The sequence below is a fragment of the Martinezella lusitana genome, assembly GCF_010668395.1.
Classification (GTDB): Bacteria; Pseudomonadota; Alphaproteobacteria; order Rhizobiales; family Rhizobiaceae; genus Rhizobium; species Rhizobium lusitanum_A.
Map to the genome: position 1 here is coordinate 36,069 of NZ_WUEY01000017.1, position 15,097 is coordinate 51,165.

General features: G+C 60.9%; 17 protein-coding genes. 5 read left to right on the forward strand and 12 right to left on the reverse strand.

Features of this window, described 5'->3' with window-relative positions; all coding sequences use genetic code 11:
* The first annotated feature begins 163 nt into the window (after positions 1 to 163).
* Both GR212_RS27275 and GR212_RS27280 read left to right on the forward strand, forming a co-directional pair.
* Positions 164 to 370 (forward strand): hypothetical protein, encoded by a 207-nt coding sequence (locus tag GR212_RS27275; RefSeq protein WP_163991432.1) that lies wholly within the window; start codon positions 164 to 166, stop codon positions 368 to 370.
* A 454-nt stretch (positions 371 to 824) separates the two neighbouring features.
* A complete protein-coding gene (locus tag GR212_RS27280) occupies positions 825 to 1,832 on the forward strand; it encodes a DUF2336 domain-containing protein (RefSeq protein WP_348643559.1) in 1,008 nt (335 codons plus the stop codon).
* A 7-nt stretch (positions 1,833 to 1,839) separates the two neighbouring features.
* Here GR212_RS27280 and GR212_RS27285 read toward each other — a convergent pair whose 3' ends face one another.
* The 3 genes from GR212_RS27285 to GR212_RS27295 all read right to left on the reverse strand — a co-directional run bounded on the left by GR212_RS27285 (position 1,840) and on the right by GR212_RS27295 (position 4,892).
* On the reverse strand, positions 1,840 to 2,199 hold the full coding sequence (locus GR212_RS27285; protein ID WP_163991436.1) for a DUF1491 family protein: 360 nt from the start codon (positions 2,197 to 2,199) through the stop codon (positions 1,840 to 1,842).
* A gap of 133 nt (positions 2,200 to 2,332) precedes the next feature.
* A complete protein-coding gene (locus GR212_RS27290; protein ID WP_163991438.1) occupies positions 2,333 to 3,370 on the reverse strand; it encodes a peptidoglycan-binding domain-containing protein in 1,038 nt (345 codons plus the stop codon).
* Positions 3,342 to 4,892, reverse strand: coding sequence for a sensor histidine kinase (locus GR212_RS27295; protein WP_348643562.1), 1,551 nt, complete (start codon positions 4,890 to 4,892; stop codon positions 3,342 to 3,344). Before GR212_RS27295 ends, GR212_RS27290 begins: the two co-directional genes overlap by 29 nt.
* 452 nt (positions 4,893 to 5,344) lie before the next feature.
* Between GR212_RS27295 and GR212_RS27300 the strand changes: the two genes are divergently transcribed.
* Entirely contained in the window at positions 5,345 to 5,809 is a 465-nt protein-coding gene (locus GR212_RS27300) for a DUF5330 domain-containing protein (RefSeq protein ID WP_163991440.1), read from the forward strand.
* A 129-nt stretch (positions 5,810 to 5,938) separates the two neighbouring features.
* Positions 5,939 to 6,361, forward strand: coding sequence for a SufE family protein (locus GR212_RS27305; protein WP_163991442.1), 423 nt, complete (start codon positions 5,939 to 5,941; stop codon positions 6,359 to 6,361).
* A gap of 72 nt (positions 6,362 to 6,433) precedes the next feature.
* Here the strand turns inward: GR212_RS27305 and GR212_RS27310 are convergent, their stop codons facing one another.
* From GR212_RS27310 to GR212_RS27345, 8 genes are all read right to left on the reverse strand, one after another.
* Complete coding sequence (locus tag GR212_RS27310; RefSeq protein WP_047627360.1) at positions 6,434 to 6,865, reverse strand: MucR family transcriptional regulator; 432 nt, start codon at positions 6,863 to 6,865, stop codon at positions 6,434 to 6,436.
* A 531-nt stretch (positions 6,866 to 7,396) separates the two neighbouring features.
* Positions 7,397 to 7,765, reverse strand: a complete 369-nt coding sequence (gene mnhG / locus GR212_RS27315) for a monovalent cation/H(+) antiporter subunit G (RefSeq protein WP_204326786.1) — start codon at positions 7,763 to 7,765, stop codon at positions 7,397 to 7,399.
* On the reverse strand, positions 7,762 to 8,139 hold the full coding sequence (locus tag GR212_RS27320) for a cation:proton antiporter (protein ID WP_163991444.1): 378 nt from the start codon (positions 8,137 to 8,139) through the stop codon (positions 7,762 to 7,764). The genes mnhG and GR212_RS27320 overlap by 4 nt, the downstream gene beginning before the upstream one ends.
* Complete coding sequence (locus tag GR212_RS27325) at positions 8,136 to 8,609, reverse strand: Na+/H+ antiporter subunit E (protein WP_163991446.1); 474 nt, start codon at positions 8,607 to 8,609, stop codon at positions 8,136 to 8,138. Before GR212_RS27325 ends, GR212_RS27320 begins: the two co-directional genes overlap by 4 nt.
* Positions 8,606 to 10,168: a Na+/H+ antiporter subunit D gene (locus tag GR212_RS27330; RefSeq protein ID WP_163991448.1), complete on the reverse strand. Its 1,563-nt coding sequence runs from the start codon at positions 10,166 to 10,168 to the stop codon at positions 8,606 to 8,608. The genes GR212_RS27325 and GR212_RS27330 overlap by 4 nt, the downstream gene beginning before the upstream one ends.
* Positions 10,169 to 10,172: 4 nt before the next feature.
* On the reverse strand, positions 10,173 to 10,550 hold the full coding sequence (locus GR212_RS27335; RefSeq protein WP_163991450.1) for a Na+/H+ antiporter subunit C: 378 nt from the start codon (positions 10,548 to 10,550) through the stop codon (positions 10,173 to 10,175).
* Positions 10,550 to 10,969, reverse strand: a complete 420-nt coding sequence (locus GR212_RS27340) for a Na+/H+ antiporter subunit B (protein ID WP_163991452.1) — start codon at positions 10,967 to 10,969, stop codon at positions 10,550 to 10,552. Before GR212_RS27340 ends, GR212_RS27335 begins: the two co-directional genes overlap by 1 nt.
* Positions 10,966 to 13,359 carry a putative monovalent cation/H+ antiporter subunit A gene (locus GR212_RS27345; protein WP_163991454.1) on the reverse strand — a complete coding sequence of 798 codons (2,394 nt, stop codon included), beginning with the start codon at positions 13,357 to 13,359 and terminating at the stop codon, positions 10,966 to 10,968. The genes GR212_RS27340 and GR212_RS27345 overlap by 4 nt, the downstream gene beginning before the upstream one ends.
* 360 nt (positions 13,360 to 13,719) lie before the next feature.
* Between GR212_RS27345 and GR212_RS27350 the strand changes: the two genes are divergently transcribed.
* Positions 13,720 to 14,235 (forward strand): hypothetical protein, encoded by a 516-nt coding sequence (locus GR212_RS27350; protein ID WP_163991456.1) that lies wholly within the window; start codon positions 13,720 to 13,722, stop codon positions 14,233 to 14,235.
* Here GR212_RS27350 and trhA read toward each other — a convergent pair.
* Complete coding sequence (trhA, locus tag GR212_RS27355; RefSeq protein WP_163991458.1) at positions 14,210 to 14,878, reverse strand: PAQR family membrane homeostasis protein TrhA; 669 nt, start codon at positions 14,876 to 14,878, stop codon at positions 14,210 to 14,212. The genes GR212_RS27350 and trhA overlap by 26 nt on opposite strands.
* Positions 14,879 to 15,097: the final 219 nt, after the last annotated feature.

Consider the following 15,097-nt stretch of genomic DNA (forward strand, 5'->3'; position numbering starts at 1 on the left):
AACAGTTTCGCCATGAAATCAAGCAATATCATATTCTTAGGTAAACAAATCACGCTGCGGGCGAATAGATCGAAAATGGCAGCGTTGCATAAAAGCGTCACGCAAATATTATTTGCGCTCACAAAAAATTAACGTATTGTGAGGCGCGAATCGAGGGCGATCAATGTTTGCAACGGGCAATTCTATCTTCTCTCCAGAGGATGTCATCGTCCTGCGCGACGCGCTGGACGAATGGTGCCAGGAGAAGCGGGTCGATATCAAAAGCGCCGAAGCCCAGTTCGCGGCAACGGCGGCGCTCGGTCTCTTTCAGTCCGGCTACAACACCTCGGAAAAGCTGCTTGCCGCCATGCGCGAGCACCGAGGCATCTGAGAGATTTCCGACCTCAGCAGGACGCCAGCCGATGCTGGAAGCACGCTTCCCGAGCGGGATGGAATGCCCTGCGGCTAACTTTTCAGCAAAACCCTCATAGGTTGAGTATCGATTTGGACGCGCGTCCGGGGAAAGGTTGTCCACAGGAGGCCTAGCCCATGAAACCATGGCGGATGCAGCCAACATCCGCCTGATGTTCCCACGCAAGCTTAACGCGCAATTTTTATTCGGATTTTAATAAAGTTTTCACGAACCGTTAACTCTGACGGCCTTAGTCTCCTGGTGAAAGCCAGATAAGGACGACCGTGTCCAAACCCGTTTCGACAATCGCCGCCAGAGAAGCCCTCTCCAAACAAAGGGTCGTTCGGCACGACCCGAACGGGGGGCAGCGGGATCCATGGTCGACCATCCGGCTCCCTGCTTTTTTGTTCAGCGTATCAGTATGGGTGTTGGCGTGCGTGACCGGTTTCGAGACCTTGAAGAGCCTGCGACTGTCCGTAAGAAAGACGTGGTTCTGATGGCGACGATCACCAGCTTCGAAGGCATGGGACACCCATCCAGATCCGAACTCCGCCAGTTCGCCGAGCTTTTCACCCCCGTCTTCCAGGCCTCCTCGGAGGAGGCGAAGCGACAGGCGGTCGCTGCTCTCTCCCAATGCGCGACCGTGCCACAAGCGGTTGCCCTTTTCATCGGCTGTCAGCCGATCGCCATCGCCGCTCCGTTCCTCACCAGCTCGCAAGCGATCGACGACGATACGCTCATCACCATTGCCCGCACGCAAGGGGCCGCTCATGCGCGGGCGATCGTCGGCCGGCCGGCACTCTCGCCCAAGGTCATCGACGCTCTCGTCGGCCTGCATCAGGCGGAACCGGAACGCGGCATGACGGTGCAGGAAGAGCGGGCAGAGGCCGTATCGACGCTCGCCGAAACGGTGGAAACCGAACGGCTGTCGCGCGAAGAGGTCTTGCGCCAACAGATCAAGCAGGCCGCCCGTCATCTGGCGCGCGACGACAAGGATCGGCTCGGCCTGCGCAGCCTCAGTGAAACGCAGGAAGCCCTGCTTGTTCGCTTTGCGCGCGAGCGCGACGCGATACAATTTGCAACGACGCTGGCCGACGCGCTTTCCTCCAGCTACTGGCTCGCCGAACGCATCCTGCTCGATACGTCGGGCCAGCAGCTCGCCGTCACGCTCGTCAGCCTCGGCATGAGCATTGCGGATGCCGTCTACTCGCTCGAGCGTTTCTATCCGCATCTGGCCGAACGGCACGGCAGCGTGAGCCGAGCGTGGCTGGTGCTGGACGGCATCGACGCCGAAGAGAGCCAGGCCCGCGTCGAGGCGTGGCGCCGCGCCGACAACTATACCTACCTGCCACAGGAAAAAATTGCCCAGCGTCCGGCAGCACCGCTGTTCGGCGCGAAATCGGGTTCCATCCGCGAATTGCGGGTGGCAAACCGGCGGTAAGGACGGCTCAATCCAGCGGATTGCCGCGCAAACCGGCTAAAGGGACGATATCGCCGATATCGTCCGTCTCCAGCTCGACGATCCACAAATCCGGATCGAATTTCAGTTCGCGGTCGAGGGTAGCGCGGATGTCCTGCGCGTCCTTGCGCTCGATCCGGATTTCGAAGAGCCGCATTCCGCTCTCCTCCTCGTCGAACAGGCTCTGCGGAGCGGGCCCATAAAGGGTTTCCAATCCGTCACGGAAACGCTGTCGGATGAAGATCGCGCCGGCGTGCTCCTCGCCTTTCCGCTCGACGGCGGCAAAATCGCCACGGGCGAACAGGCGGCGGACAAGAGCGGAAACAAAGATGTCGCTGCGCAATCTCATATGCGAGCTATAGCGGCGCCCGACGGCCAAGGCAATTGAAGCCGCCGCAAAGCGCTCGGCAATCCTCAGGTCGAACCCTGCGCTTCAGGTTCCCTGATCTCCGGCATGTCATGCAAAGCTCTGCGCGGCATCGTCAAAGCGCGCCGATATCCTGCAGCTTCCTGAGAACCGCCATGTTCGGCTCCCCGGTTTCCGGCAGGCGATAGTGCTTCTGGAACCGGCGGATGGCCGCTTTCGTCTGTTCTCCGGCAACCCCGTCGATGCTGACATTGCTGTAGGCAATGTTGCTGAGGCCCTTCTGGATCTGCATGACGATGTTGACCTTGTCGACCGCATCGCTCGGCCCAGCCTTCGCCGCAACGGCACCGGTCCTCAGGTTCTTGTCGGCATTCTGGATGGCGGCCGCGACCGGGTCTATGGCATCGGCCGTGGCGGAAACGTTGACAGGGCGCTCGGCAGGGACGGCGGCGGCCGTGCTGGTCCTGCCAGTCGCAGGCGGGGCGCTGGCGGCATTGCTGGCCTTCAGAGCCGCCAGAAGCTCCGGCGTCGGCACACCGGTCTGCGCCAGGCCGGACGCTTCCTGGAAGAAGAGAATGGCTGATGTCGTGCGCGACCCCGGCTTTCCATCGGCGGCGCCGTCATAGAGGCCGTGACGGATGAGCTCGGCCTGCACGTCGGCGACCAGCTTCGATGGAGCGGCGGACGGCTGCGTCGCGGCCGGGTTTGCAGGCTGTCCCGCCAGCGCGGGCGTCGCGGGATCGGAGACCGCATCCTGCCTTTCGATCCGGAAGGTGGTGACGTTGCCGGCATCGGCCTGCTGCGCATGCAGGAAGGATTTGCGCCCGGGAATCTGGTAGGGCGAGCCGGGATCGCGGGTGCGCAGAATGGGCGACGGATGCGTGCCCGTCTGATACCAGAGCGCGTTGGCGGTCACGAAGCCGAAAATTCCGAAGAAGAGAGCGACACCGCCGACAATGGCGGGATGGCGGCCGACCGCGCTGCCGACAAGACCGGCGAGCGCACCCACGCCGCGAAGACCAAGGCCGCCCAGCGCGGTGCTGCCGCGCAGGCTCAGGCTGCCCAGGGCAACCGCTCCACGGGAAGCGAGGCCGGGCTGCTTGCGCTTGCCCTTTCCTCTTCCCTTAGGCGATTTTCGCTTTTGCGGGGCCATTCATCCCTTCCTTGTTTCGCCCTTCATCTATCTCCACAGTATGTTTCAGGCGCGGCGGAAAATCGACAGTGCGATTGACATCCACAGGCTGCATCGCCGCGACACCGGAGCCGTCGAATGGAATCAAGATGGTAATGACCGTGCCCTCGCCCGGCGCACTGGCAATGGAAAAGCTTCCGCCGTGCAGGCCGACAAGGCCTTTGACCAGCGACAGGCCGAGACCGGTGCCGGCGTACCGGCGGGTATAATCGTTCTGGATCTGCACGAATGGCTGCCCCAGTGAGGCCAGCCGCTCGCTTGCAATCCCGATCCCGGTATCGCCGATCGACAGCTTCAGCATGCCATCCGTCAGGGCCGCATCGATGGTGATCGCGCCGCCGGTGTCGGTGAACTTGATGGCGTTGCCGACGAGGTTGATGAGGATCTGCTGCAGGGCCCGCTGGTCGGCGACGATGTCACCGAGACCGCGCTGGATGCGGCTCGTCAGGGTCAGCCCTTTTTCCTTCGCCTGCAGACCCAGCATGGCTTCGCAGGTTGAGATCGAATCTTCGATCGAGAAGGATTCGAGCAGCAGCTCATAGCGACCTGCCTCGATCTTGCTCATGTCGAGCATGGTGTTGACCACCGACAGCAGATGCGCGCCCGACTGGCGGATCAGGCCGACATATTCGCGCTGGCGGTCGTTTTCCAGCTTGCCGAAATATTCGCCGCTGAGAATATCCGAGAAGCCGAGGATCGCATTGAGCGGGGTGCGCAGTTCATGGCTGACGGCGGCCAGGAAACGCGACTTGGCGTCATTGGCCGATTCCGCCTCGGCGGTCTTGCGCGCCGCGTCCTCGCGAAGCTTCTGATCCTGTGAAATATCGCGCAGCTGGGCGATGATCGCCGTCAGGCGCCCCTCGCCGTCGCGGCGGGCGGTCAGCTCCATGCGAATATGGACGAACTGTTCGTCGCCGCCGACGACCGCGGACCGCTCCAGGCGCAAATCGGCGCCATAGGCATCCCTGCCCTGGCGCAGCACATCGATCGCCTGCAGGAAGACGATCCTGTCGGAAACGTGGATCTGCTCGACGAAGCCGCGCCCCGTCGGATCGTGCATCCAGCTGAGGAATTCCGAGCGGTCGCGACCGCCGACGGTGGTCACGTTGCCCTGAGGATCGAGCAGCAGAACGAGACCGAAGGCGGCTTCGAGCATAAGATCCCGATGCTCGACAACGACGGCCTCCGGCGAACGGGCGAGTGGCCGCTGGCGCGACAGCGCGATGCTGCCGACGGCCGAAAACAGGAAGCCGGCGCAAACGGTGGCCACACCGGCAGGCAGGGCAACCGCGGGGCTGGTGATGAAAGACAGCCCGGCCGGAACGACGAAGAGTGCGACCGAGGAGATGAGCGCGAGCCGGCGCAAGATCGCCAGCTCCTGTCCATGGACCTCGCCATTGCCGCTCGTCCGGGAGAGCCAGCTTTGGCCCACACGGTCAACGAGGGCTGCGGCCCCGACAGAAATGTCACTCAATACGCGCACACGACTATCCGTCAAAACGGTCTCTTATTGGACTGCACAATAGGCCTTGCGGACTTAAGGAAAGAATAAAGACAGAACGGGCCGGCCGGCCGAAAAGGCGGCAAAATCCCGTTTTGGCGCAGAAAGCGGGACCTTTGTTTTTTGTGGTTAACAGCGGGTAAGCAACGGATTTTATTCGTATTTCCGTCGCTCGTTAACTTTTGCAGCAAAGCCATCCGCCGCAAAGCCCTGCTTATCAACAGCATCGAGCGAGACATGCTTAACATCAATCGCTACAATTTGAACCAAATGCTGCTCAAAGTCGGAAAGCTAAAATTTGAATCAAAATTGCCGAAAATGCCGCCGAGTTTTGAAAAGCGCTGTTGTCCTCTGCCGGTTAGGGTTCGAACCAGATCGGACAGGCAAGTCCGAATCGGCGAGCGAGCCGAGCGACAAAGAGGATGGGCTAGGCAATGTGGTTTCTGATTAGAACAGGGTTCTGGTTTTCGCTGGTTCTCATGTTTCTGCCGATCTTTGCGAAGCCCGAGGGCGCCTCGCGGCCGGCCAGCGAAACGACGCTGCAGGTTTCCGACGCAATTTCAGCCGCCTCCGGCGTCGTTCAATATGTCGGCGCCATGTGCAGCGAAAAGCCGGACGTCTGCGTGAAGGGTGGCGAAACATTGACCGCTCTCGGCAATCAAGTCGGCGACGGTGCCCGCGTCGCCTACGATATGCTCGGCCGTCACTTCAAGGATCAGCCCTCAAACCTCCAGGCCGACGCAGCAGCTGTACAGGCAAACACCGCCCAGGTTGCCGCGCTGGTCCAGCCGATGCCGGCCAAGCGCGCGATCGGCACGGAAACGGCCGATGTCGTCATCACCGGCACCGTCAAGCTGCCATCCTCCATTCCGCTGCCGATGCCCCGCCCGCGCAGCTAAGACTTTTTCATTGGCCCAACTTCAGCGCCGCGGACCTGTCTATGGTCGGCGGCGTTCTTTATTGTCGCGGGTTCAAATCGCGCGTCGTTTGGCCTATATCCAACACAATGGACAATCTGGACTGTTGCAATGACATCGCTTGACAAGATCATCGAGGACTTTTCCTTCCTGGACGAGTGGGAGGATCGCTATCGCTACGTGATCGAACTCGGCAAGGAGCTGCCTGACCTGCCCGAGGACAAGCGGACGCTGCAAAACAAGGTGCAGGGCTGCGCCAGCCAAGTCTGGCTCGTAACCCATGCCTCCGGCAACCCTGAAAACCCGATATTGACCTTTGAAGGCGATTCCGACGCGCATATCGTGCGCGGGCTGGTGGCGATCGTGCTTGCCACCTATTCAGGAAAACCGGCTTCGGAAATCGCTGCCCTCGATGCGCTCGACGTATTCGGCAAGATCGGCCTGGTCGAACACCTCTCCTCGCAGAGGGCGAATGGATTGCGTTCGATGATCAAACGCATTCGCGAGGAAGCCCGGATCAGGGCGGCTGCCTAATTTTGCAAAAGCGGCGGTAAGACAAAACCCGGCTCGAAAGCCGGGTTTTTCTTTAGCTCAACGGTGGAACTCTCAGCGGCTGCCACGCTTGCGGCGCTGACCGAGGCCCATTTCCTTTGCAAGGCGCGAACGCGCTTCGGCATAGGCGGGCGCCACCATCGGATAGTCGGCGGCCAGATCCCATTTCTCGCGATATTCTTCCGGCGAGAGACCATGGTGGGTCATGAGATGGCGCTTCAGCGACTTGAAGCTGCCACCACATTCCAGGCAAGTGATCTGGTCATCCTGCACGGATTTACGGACGGATACGGCCGGCTTCTGCTTTTCGACCACGGTTACGGCAGGAGCCGGAGCCGAGGTGTTGCTCAAGGCGGAATGTACGTCGGAAATCAAGTTCGGAAGGTCGCTGACCGGTACGACATGGTTGCTGACATAGGCCGCTACGATGTCGGCAGTCAGTTCAACCAGTAACTCCTGCCCGTTGCCAAGGGCCGCATCTGTCATTGTGTTCTCCTGTTCATCGGCTTGCTTGCTGCGCCGCGCCTCCGCGGAGCGCGCAGGGCACAACGTTGCTATATGATCTGCGCTTGGCTACGGAAATCTGTTGATTTCGATGTTTCCCAGCGCCGGGCAATTCGCGCGAACGTATTGCTCGTATTCGTAGCAGCCATCAGCAAGAAAACGGTGCATAACGCCACATTTCTTACTGCATGAAATCCACCCCTAGATCTCATGCAAGGGAAAAACCGCCTCTTGCCGCCCGATGTCAGAATTAGCGACCACGATAGCGATCTTTAATCGCTTACCGGAAGAAAGTTTTGCTCAGCTTTTCATCAAAGAAAGATAAAAGCATCGAGAGCTTAAACCCGGTCGAGACTAACTCAACATCAGAACTCTACTTGAATCTGAATTAGCACTCTTTACCCAAATGTCCAGTTTTTAATCCCGACATTTCTTTGCAAAAAATTCATCTACTAAAAAATAGATAACTAATAACGCGAATAGCTATTCCTTCCTTAACAATCTGCGCGTTTGTTAGCCCCTTTTTCTATACCCGCCTTTCGCGATTCGCTCCCGCTGCAGCAATTCATCTCGCACCGAAGGCGGCGTCAACCGATGTCCGGCCTTGTGAGCGGCCCGTGCGAGAAGATGCGCCGAAATCGGTGCCGTCAGCACGAAAAAGACGAATCCTGCCAGTGCTCGTGCCAATATCGACAAGTCCTGCGAGTGAATACCGACTGCAAGTAGCAATAGGCCGGAACCGACCGTACCCGCCTTCGAAGCCGCATGCATGCGGCTGTAGAGGTCAGGCAGACGAACGATGCCGATCGCGGCAATGAGCGAGAACAACGCACCTGCCAGCAGGAGCAACGTTACTATGACGGCCCAAAGCATATCCATCATTGCCCGCCCTTCTGTCGCTTGTTGCGTTTGTGCGCCTTCCTCTCCTTCGGGACACGGTCGTTGTCGTGGCCGGAGACCATTGGCTTCGGGGCATCGGATGGCGCCTGCGTCAGTATGAACCGGGCGAAGGCGACGGTGGCGAGAAAGCCGACAAGGCCCAGCGAAATGGCGATATCGATATAGAGCGTGAAGCCGGTCTTGATGGCGATGACGGCAATGAAGCCGATGGCGATCGCCACCAGCATGTCGAGCGCCAGAACCCGGTCCGGCAAGGTCGGACCGGCCACGACGCGATAGACCGTAAGCAGGAAGGCAATACTTAGAATTCCGAGCGCCACCATTGCGGCGGCCGAAACGACGGAAGCCGCGATCATCGGAAAGCCTCCAGGATCCGCCGTTCGAAGCCGTCGGCTATGCCGCGCCGGATGGCGTCCGGATCGGAACAATCGAGCGCGTGAACATAGAGCGTCTTGCGATCATCGGAGACGTCGACGGACAGCGTGCCGGGCGTCAGGGTGATGAGATTGGCCAGCAGCGTGATTTCGAAATCGCGGTCCAACGTCAGCGGAAAGGCAAAAATGCCAGGCTTCACATCCATTTTCGGGCTCATGACGGCGACGGCAACCGCCCAGGCCGATTTGGCGAGCTCGCACACGAAGAGCAGCAGAAGCGCAAGAACCCGGCGGACGCGTCCGAGGTAGAGCACGCCGCCGTAGGATGAACGAACAATCGCCAGCGCGATCGCCGCAAGGATAAAGCCGAACAGCAGATTGAGGAAGGAAGCGCTGCCGGTGATGGCGACCCAGACGACGGCAAGCAGCAGATTGAAAACGAACAGGATCATTGGGCGCCTCCCGCCGTGGGAAAGACGGAGTGAAGATAGGCCGACGGCTGTTCGAGACCGGCAGCGGCCGCCTGCGTCAGGCGCAGGAGCGGTTCCGGAAACAGGCCGAAGCCCACGACAAGCACGGAAAGGGCAAGAAGCGGCAGTGCCGCCTGCCATGTGATCGGCCCCGCCACCATGGCGTTGCCTGCCGACGGGCGCCAGTAGGCCAGCAGAAACACTCGCCCGAAAACGATCGTCGTCAGGAAACCGGTCAGGAGGATTGTTGCAGCGAGCGACCAGGCGCCGGACGCAAGCGCCGCCTTGACCAGCACGACCTTGGGCCAGAAACCGGAAAAGGGCGGCAAGCCGCTGACCGCAAAGAACAGCACCAGCGAAAGGCCGGCAAACCAGCCGCTGCGCCGATAGAGCCCGCCGAGGGCCGCGAGCGAAAAGCTGCCGCCGAGCCGAGCCGCCTGTCCCGCCAGCAGGTAAAGCGCGGTCATCAGCACCATCGAATGCAGCGCATAGAAGATCGCGCCGCTGAGGCCATCGGCATTGCCGAGGGCGACCCCTGCCAGAATCGTGCCGATGCCTGAGATGACCACATAGCCGAGCATACGCCGGATATCGTTCGCTCCGAGCGCGCCAACCACGCCGACAAGCATGGTGGCCATGGCGACGACCGCCACGAGCGGCCCAAGCCCCGCCCGTTCGACGGGCAGCAGCATGACCAGAACCCGGATGAGCGCATAGATGCCGACCTTCGTCAGCAGGCCCGCGAACAGGGCGGACACGGTGACACGCGGCGTATGATAGGAGGCCGGAAGCCAGAAATTGACCGGAAAGGCAGCCGCTTTCATGCCGAAGGCCAGGAAGAAGAGGCCGGCAAGCGTCATCATCGGCGCCGTATGGTCACTCGTCCTCGCCTTCACGGCGATATCGGCCATGTTGAGCGTGCCGAAGACGGCATAGAGATAGCCGACGGAAACGAGAAAGAGCGTGGTGGCGATGAGATTGAGCACCGCATATTTCAGCGCCCCGTCGATCTGCTCCGGCTCCGAACCGAGGATCAGCAGCCCGAAGGACGAGATCAGCAGCACCTCGAACCAGACATAGAGATTGAAGACGTCGCCCGTCAGAAAGGCGCCGCTGACGCCGGCGAGCAGCAGCATCAGGAAAGGAAAGAAGCCGTATCGCCGGCCGCTCACGCTGATTTCGCCGAGCGAATAGACACTTGCCGCCAGCGCCACGACGGCCGCCGTCAAAGCCATGAGCGCGCCGAAGATATCGACGCTGAAGGCAATGCCGAACGGCGGAAGCCATCGCCCCATGACCATGGTCACGGCCCCATCGCCGGCGACCTTGCAAAGCAGGACGACGTCGATCAGCACGAGCACCACGAGGCCGGGTATGGCGATCCAGGCATGCCATTCCGTGCGGTTGCGCAGCATCAGAAGCAGAGCGCCAAGACCGATGCACAGGGCGACCGGCAGGATGACCAGCCAGTGCCCCATCGGAACAGGTGCGGCGACGAGCGCGGCGGAGAGTTCGATTGCGGTATCGGTCGGGCTGGCCATGGCGTCAGTATCCCAACGGCGGCAAAGGCCGCTCGTCCGGTTCGGCCACCAGCATATCGCCTGTGTCGTCCGTCTTGAGGTCCTGATAGGCGCGGTAGGTCAGGACTAGCAGAAAGGCGAGGAACGAAAAGGAAATGACGATCGCCGTCAGAATCAATGCCTGCGGCAACGGATTGGCGGCAGCGTTATCGAGCGTGCTCGCTCCCTTCCGGATGATGGGCGGCACTTCGGGCGTGATCCGGCCGGCGGTAAACAGCAGGAGATTGACGGCATTGCCGAGGATGGCGATGCCCAGCATGATGCGGATCGAGAATCTCGACAGCATCAGATAGATCGCGGCGGTAAAGAAGATGCCGACGACGACGGCAAAGACGGCCTCCATCAATCCACCTCCCGCTCTTCGAGCGCAAGCGCGATCGATGTTATGGCCCCGACGACGACCAGATAGACGCCGATATCGAACAGCATGACGGTGGAAAGCGCCAGCTCGATGCCGAACAGGTGCGGATAGATCCACAGACCCGTCATGAACGACACGCCGGCAAAGACAGATAGAAAGCCCGCGACGGTCGAGGCCAACAGGCCGAAGCCGGCAATCGCCAGCGGATGAAAGACGATTGCGCGCCGGACGGCAGTCACGCCGCAGGCGATGCCATAGATCGCCAGCGCCGAGGCCGCTATCAAGCCGCCGATGAAGCCGCCGCCGGGCTCATTGTGGCCGCGCAGCAGCACGAAGACGGAGAAGAGCAGCATCAGGGCGGTCAGGAACGGTGCGGCGGTGCGGAAGATCAGCGTATTCATGTGCGCTCGGCCTCCATTCCCTTGCCAAGACCGGGCTTTTCCTCAAGATCGGGGTCGTTCGCCGCAAGCTTGCGCTCGCCACCGGCGCGGATGCGGATCAACGCCAATATCGCCAGGCCTGTGATGGCGACGACGGCGATCTCGCCCAGCGTGTCCGTGCCGCGGAAATCGACGATGATGACATTCACCACATTGTCGCCATGCGCGATCAGCTTCGAATATTGATTGAAGAAAGCGGTCAGCGTCAGGTCGAACGGCGACTGGGTCGCCTTCAGCAGCAGGAGCGCAAAACCGATGCCGCAGGCGAGCGCCAGCACGGCATGGGCGATCCTCGTCAGCGGCGGACGACGATCGGACGGCGAAAGACGCAGGCGTGTCATCACCAGCGCCAGGATCACGACCGAAAGGGTCTCGACCATGAACTGGGTAAAGGACAGATCCGGGGCGCCGAACAACAGGAAGATCAGAGCGACTGCAAAGCCCTGGATGCCAAGCGAAACGATCGCCGTCAGCCGGTCCCGGGCAAACACGACCGCGGCCACGCCGACGATGGCGATCAGGAAGATCGTCGCCTCATGCCATTGCAGGTTCGGCCATGCAGGCATGGCAGGCAGTTCGCCGTGGATCATCAGAGGGATCAGCAGCATAGCCGCCAGGCAGACGAAGGTGACGGTAACATAGATTTCCAGCCGGCCGGGCTGTAGCACACGCGATGCCGCGTGCGACAGCCGCACCAGGCCGGAGACGAAGCCATCGAAACCGCGATCCGGCCCCGGCCCGAGGGCGCGCAGGACGACGGACATCAGGAAGCGGGCGCGATCGAGCTGCCGGTAGACGACAATGCCGATCAGCACGGTCACCAGCGAAAGCGCCAGTGGCAAGCCGATATGCGGGACCAGCGAAACCGATATCTCCAGTCCCTTGCCGCCGACGGCGCTCGCCATCGGCGAGGAGAGATAGCCATGCCACAGGCCCGAGAAAAAGGCCGACAGAATGCCGAGCAGAGCGAGCACCACCGGCCCGAGCCAGAGCAAGGGCGGCGCTTCGTGCGGATGACGCGGCGTCTCGGTCTGTGGCCCGCCAAAGGGCTTCAACGCCACGGCAAGGGCGATGGCGAACATCAGCGCATTGCCGGCCACGACGATGACCGTCAGGACGATCGCACCCGGCGATGCCTGTGCCAGCGAGGCATAGATCTCTTCCTTGGCGAGAAATCCGAAGGCAGGCGGCAAGCCGCCCATCGAGACAGCGGCGACCAGCGCTGCCGCAAAGGTCAGCGGCATGGCGGAGCGCAGGCCGCCCAGCCGGGTGATGTCGCGCGTTCCCGTCTCGTGATCGACGATGCCGGCGACCATGAACAGCGCGCCCTTGAACAGCGAATGCGCCACCAGATAAAGGACGGCGGCTTCAACTGCGTAATCCGTGCCGAAGCCGGTCAGCAGCACGAGCAGGCCGAGAGAAGAAACCGTCGTGTAGGCGAGCTTCAGCTTCAAATCGGTCTGGCGGATCGCAAGCAGGGTTCCGACCAGCAGCGTCACGGCGCCAAAGACCGGCAGGATGGTGTGCCAGGCCACCGTACCGCCCATGGCCGGATTGAGCCGCATCAGCAGATAGACGCCAGCCTTCACCATGGTTGCCGAGTGGAGATAGGCCGATACCGGGGTCGGCGCTTCCATGGCGTTCGGCAGCCAGAAATGAAACGGAAACTGCGCCGACTTGGTGAACGCGCCACCAAGAACGAGGATCAGCGCGGCAAGATAGAGCGGGCTGGCGCGCAAGACATCGCCGGTCTTCAGGAGTTCGGACATCGAGCCGATGCCGGTGATCTGCCAGATCAGCAGCAGGCCCGCGAGCAGCAACAGCCCTCCTCCGCCGGTCACCAGCAGCGCCTGCAGTGCCGCACGTCGCGATGCCTCTCTTTGATGATCGAAGCCGATCAGGAGGAAGGAGGTGATCGAGGTCAGCTCCCAGAAGACGAAGAGCGTCAGAAAGCTGTCCGAAACGACAAGGCCCAGCATCGATCCCATGAAGAGGAAGATGAAGGAGAAGAAGCGGCCGAGATCGGGGTGCCCTTTCAGATAGCCGCCGGCATAGAGGACGATCAGCGTACCGATGCCGGTGATGAGCAGCGCAAAGGTCAGCGAAAGGCCGTCGAGCATCCAGGAGAAGCGCAAATCCAGGCTCGGCACCCAGTCGAAACCGCCATGCTCAAGCTGCCCGTCCGCGATGGCGGGAAGAAATCCAAAAAAATGGAGAAAGGCGAGAGCCGGAAGCAACGCCAAGGGCCAAGCCGCATTGTGACCCAGCCGCCGAACGGCGACAGGCGCGATCAGCGCGCCCAAAAAAGGCAGACATAGAGCCAGGAACGTCAGGCCCGCGACGGCGGCCATATATCCCCCCTGCTGAACGATCACGCGGAATCCGGCAAGGCCGGAGCGGTGTCAAAGGGATAGGCGAAAGGGCACACCGTCTCAAGGCCTGAACGAGGAAAACCGGTCGTAAACCACCGAAATCGGCACTCCATGGGTGTACTGTCAAGGGTTATGGGATATCGCCGGGCAGTTCAGACATCGGCCCGCCCTTCCGGACGTCATAAACGCATAGACGACATTGCCAATCCTGCATGGCTCGCAATGAAGCTGTAACGAATTCGAGCTAATTTGCGTTAGCCGTTCGAATAGTGTTGGAATTTTCGCTGAAAAATGCGCTATTCTTGATCGGTTTGCAGCTCCAGCCTCCCGGAAACCGCAATGCTCGCCCGCCTGCTCGCCCTCCTGCTTCTTTCGCCGGCCTCGGCCCTCGCCGCGGACTGGTGGTCCTATGACGATGCAGGCCTCGGCTATGCGATCGAGCTGCCGTCGGAATTCCACCTTGCCGCCCCTGCCGACGACGCCAACCGGCTCTCGCTGTGGCCGGCAGACCGGTCCGCCAGCCTGCAGGTTTTCGGCACGGTCGTCGCCAATGGCGACTTCACGACCGAAGCAAACGGGCGCGTAGCCCTTGCCAGGGATGAAGGCTGGAAGATTTCCTACGCCAAATCGAATTCGCGCGGCATCAGCTTTTCCGGCACCAGACAGGGCCGCATCGTCTATGTGCGCGGCGTCGCGCTTTGCAACGGGGCCGCCGCCTTCTTCCAGATGGACTATTCGAAAGCGGATATGCAGCGCTATGACGCCATCGTCATGCGCCTGGTACGCAGCCTGCGCTCGACCAGGAAATGCACGCCGACGGCACAGATCGTCAAAAGTTTTCCGGCGACAGGCTGAAGCAGGTCAGCACGGCCGAATAATGCACTGCGGCGGCGGCGATGACGAAGCCGTGCCAGATCGCATTCTGGAAGCGCAGCTTTTCCCAGACATGAAAGATCACGCCGAGCGAATAGATGACGCCGCCGATGACGATGAGCAGCAGGGACGCGAACGGAATGTGGTCCGAGATCGGCTTGGCGACGAGGACGCCGCTCCAGCCCATCGCCAGATAGAGCAGGATCGCCAGCCGATCGTAACGCCCGGGAAAAAGGCACTTCAGGACGATGCCGAAGGCGGCAAAAACCCAGACGGCAATCAGCACGCCAAGCAGCAACGGATCCTCGGCCCCTCGCTCGAGAAAGGGCGTGTAGGTGGCGGCGATCAGGACGTAAATGAAGGAGTGGTCGAAGCGCCGGAGAAACCATTTCGTCCGGGATACGGGCCAGAGATTGTAGGTGAAGGACATTCCGAGCGTCAGCACCAGGCCGACGCCGTAAATCCAGGCGGCGGCCATGCCGCCATAGGAACTCCAGACCGTCGCGTAAAAGATCAGCACGGTCGCGCCGATCAGCGCGAAGACCACACCGACGCCATTGACGATGCTATCGGCAATGATCTCATATCGGTCGTAGGCCCACCGGATGCCTCTGTATTCGGTCATTTCGCCCGGTTCCGTTTCCGTGTAAGTTCGATCCTTGCACCGGAACGGCAAGGACGCAACTGCGCCAAACGCGCGCATCGATCAATCTTCGTGAACGGATGCGCCTCTCTCGCCCGTCAATGGAAAGCGAACGCTCAATCCGCAATTTATAGTCTTCTGTGAACAATCGAAATCCGCCATATGAATATGCAAGTACAGCGGGCCAGAGGATATCGAAAA

Excerpts from the sequence above, each read along its gene's own strand:
- GR212_RS27275 (WP_163991432.1), top strand. The coding sequence starts at position 164 with ATGTTTGCAACGGGCAATTCTATCTTCTCTCCAGAGGATGTCATCGTC.
- GR212_RS27285 (WP_163991436.1), bottom strand. The coding sequence starts at position 2,199 with ATGAGATTGCGCAGCGACATCTTTGTTTCCGCTCTTGTCCGCCGCCTG.
- GR212_RS27290 (WP_163991438.1), bottom strand. The coding sequence starts at position 3,370 with ATGGCCCCGCAAAAGCGAAAATCGCCTAAGGGAAGAGGAAAGGGCAAG.
- GR212_RS27300 (WP_163991440.1), top strand. The coding sequence starts at position 5,345 with ATGTGGTTTCTGATTAGAACAGGGTTCTGGTTTTCGCTGGTTCTCATG.
- GR212_RS27305 (WP_163991442.1), top strand. The coding sequence starts at position 5,939 with ATGACATCGCTTGACAAGATCATCGAGGACTTTTCCTTCCTGGACGAG.
- GR212_RS27310 (WP_047627360.1), bottom strand. The coding sequence starts at position 6,865 with ATGACAGATGCGGCCCTTGGCAACGGGCAGGAGTTACTGGTTGAACTG.
- mnhG (WP_204326786.1), bottom strand. The coding sequence starts at position 7,765 with ATGATGGATATGCTTTGGGCCGTCATAGTAACGTTGCTCCTGCTGGCA.
- GR212_RS27320 (WP_163991444.1), bottom strand. The coding sequence starts at position 8,139 with ATGATCGCGGCTTCCGTCGTTTCGGCCGCCGCAATGGTGGCGCTCGGA.
- GR212_RS27325 (WP_163991446.1), bottom strand. The coding sequence starts at position 8,609 with ATGATCCTGTTCGTTTTCAATCTGCTGCTTGCCGTCGTCTGGGTCGCC.
- GR212_RS27330 (WP_163991448.1), bottom strand. The coding sequence starts at position 10,168 with ATGGCCAGCCCGACCGATACCGCAATCGAACTCTCCGCCGCGCTCGTC.
- GR212_RS27335 (WP_163991450.1), bottom strand. The coding sequence starts at position 10,550 with ATGGAGGCCGTCTTTGCCGTCGTCGTCGGCATCTTCTTTACCGCCGCG.
- GR212_RS27340 (WP_163991452.1), bottom strand. The coding sequence starts at position 10,969 with ATGAATACGCTGATCTTCCGCACCGCCGCACCGTTCCTGACCGCCCTG.
- GR212_RS27345 (WP_163991454.1), bottom strand. The coding sequence starts at position 13,359 with ATGGCCGCCGTCGCGGGCCTGACGTTCCTGGCTCTATGTCTGCCTTTT.
- GR212_RS27350 (WP_163991456.1), top strand. The coding sequence starts at position 13,720 with ATGCTCGCCCGCCTGCTCGCCCTCCTGCTTCTTTCGCCGGCCTCGGCC.
- trhA (WP_163991458.1), bottom strand. The coding sequence starts at position 14,878 with ATGACCGAATACAGAGGCATCCGGTGGGCCTACGACCGATATGAGATC.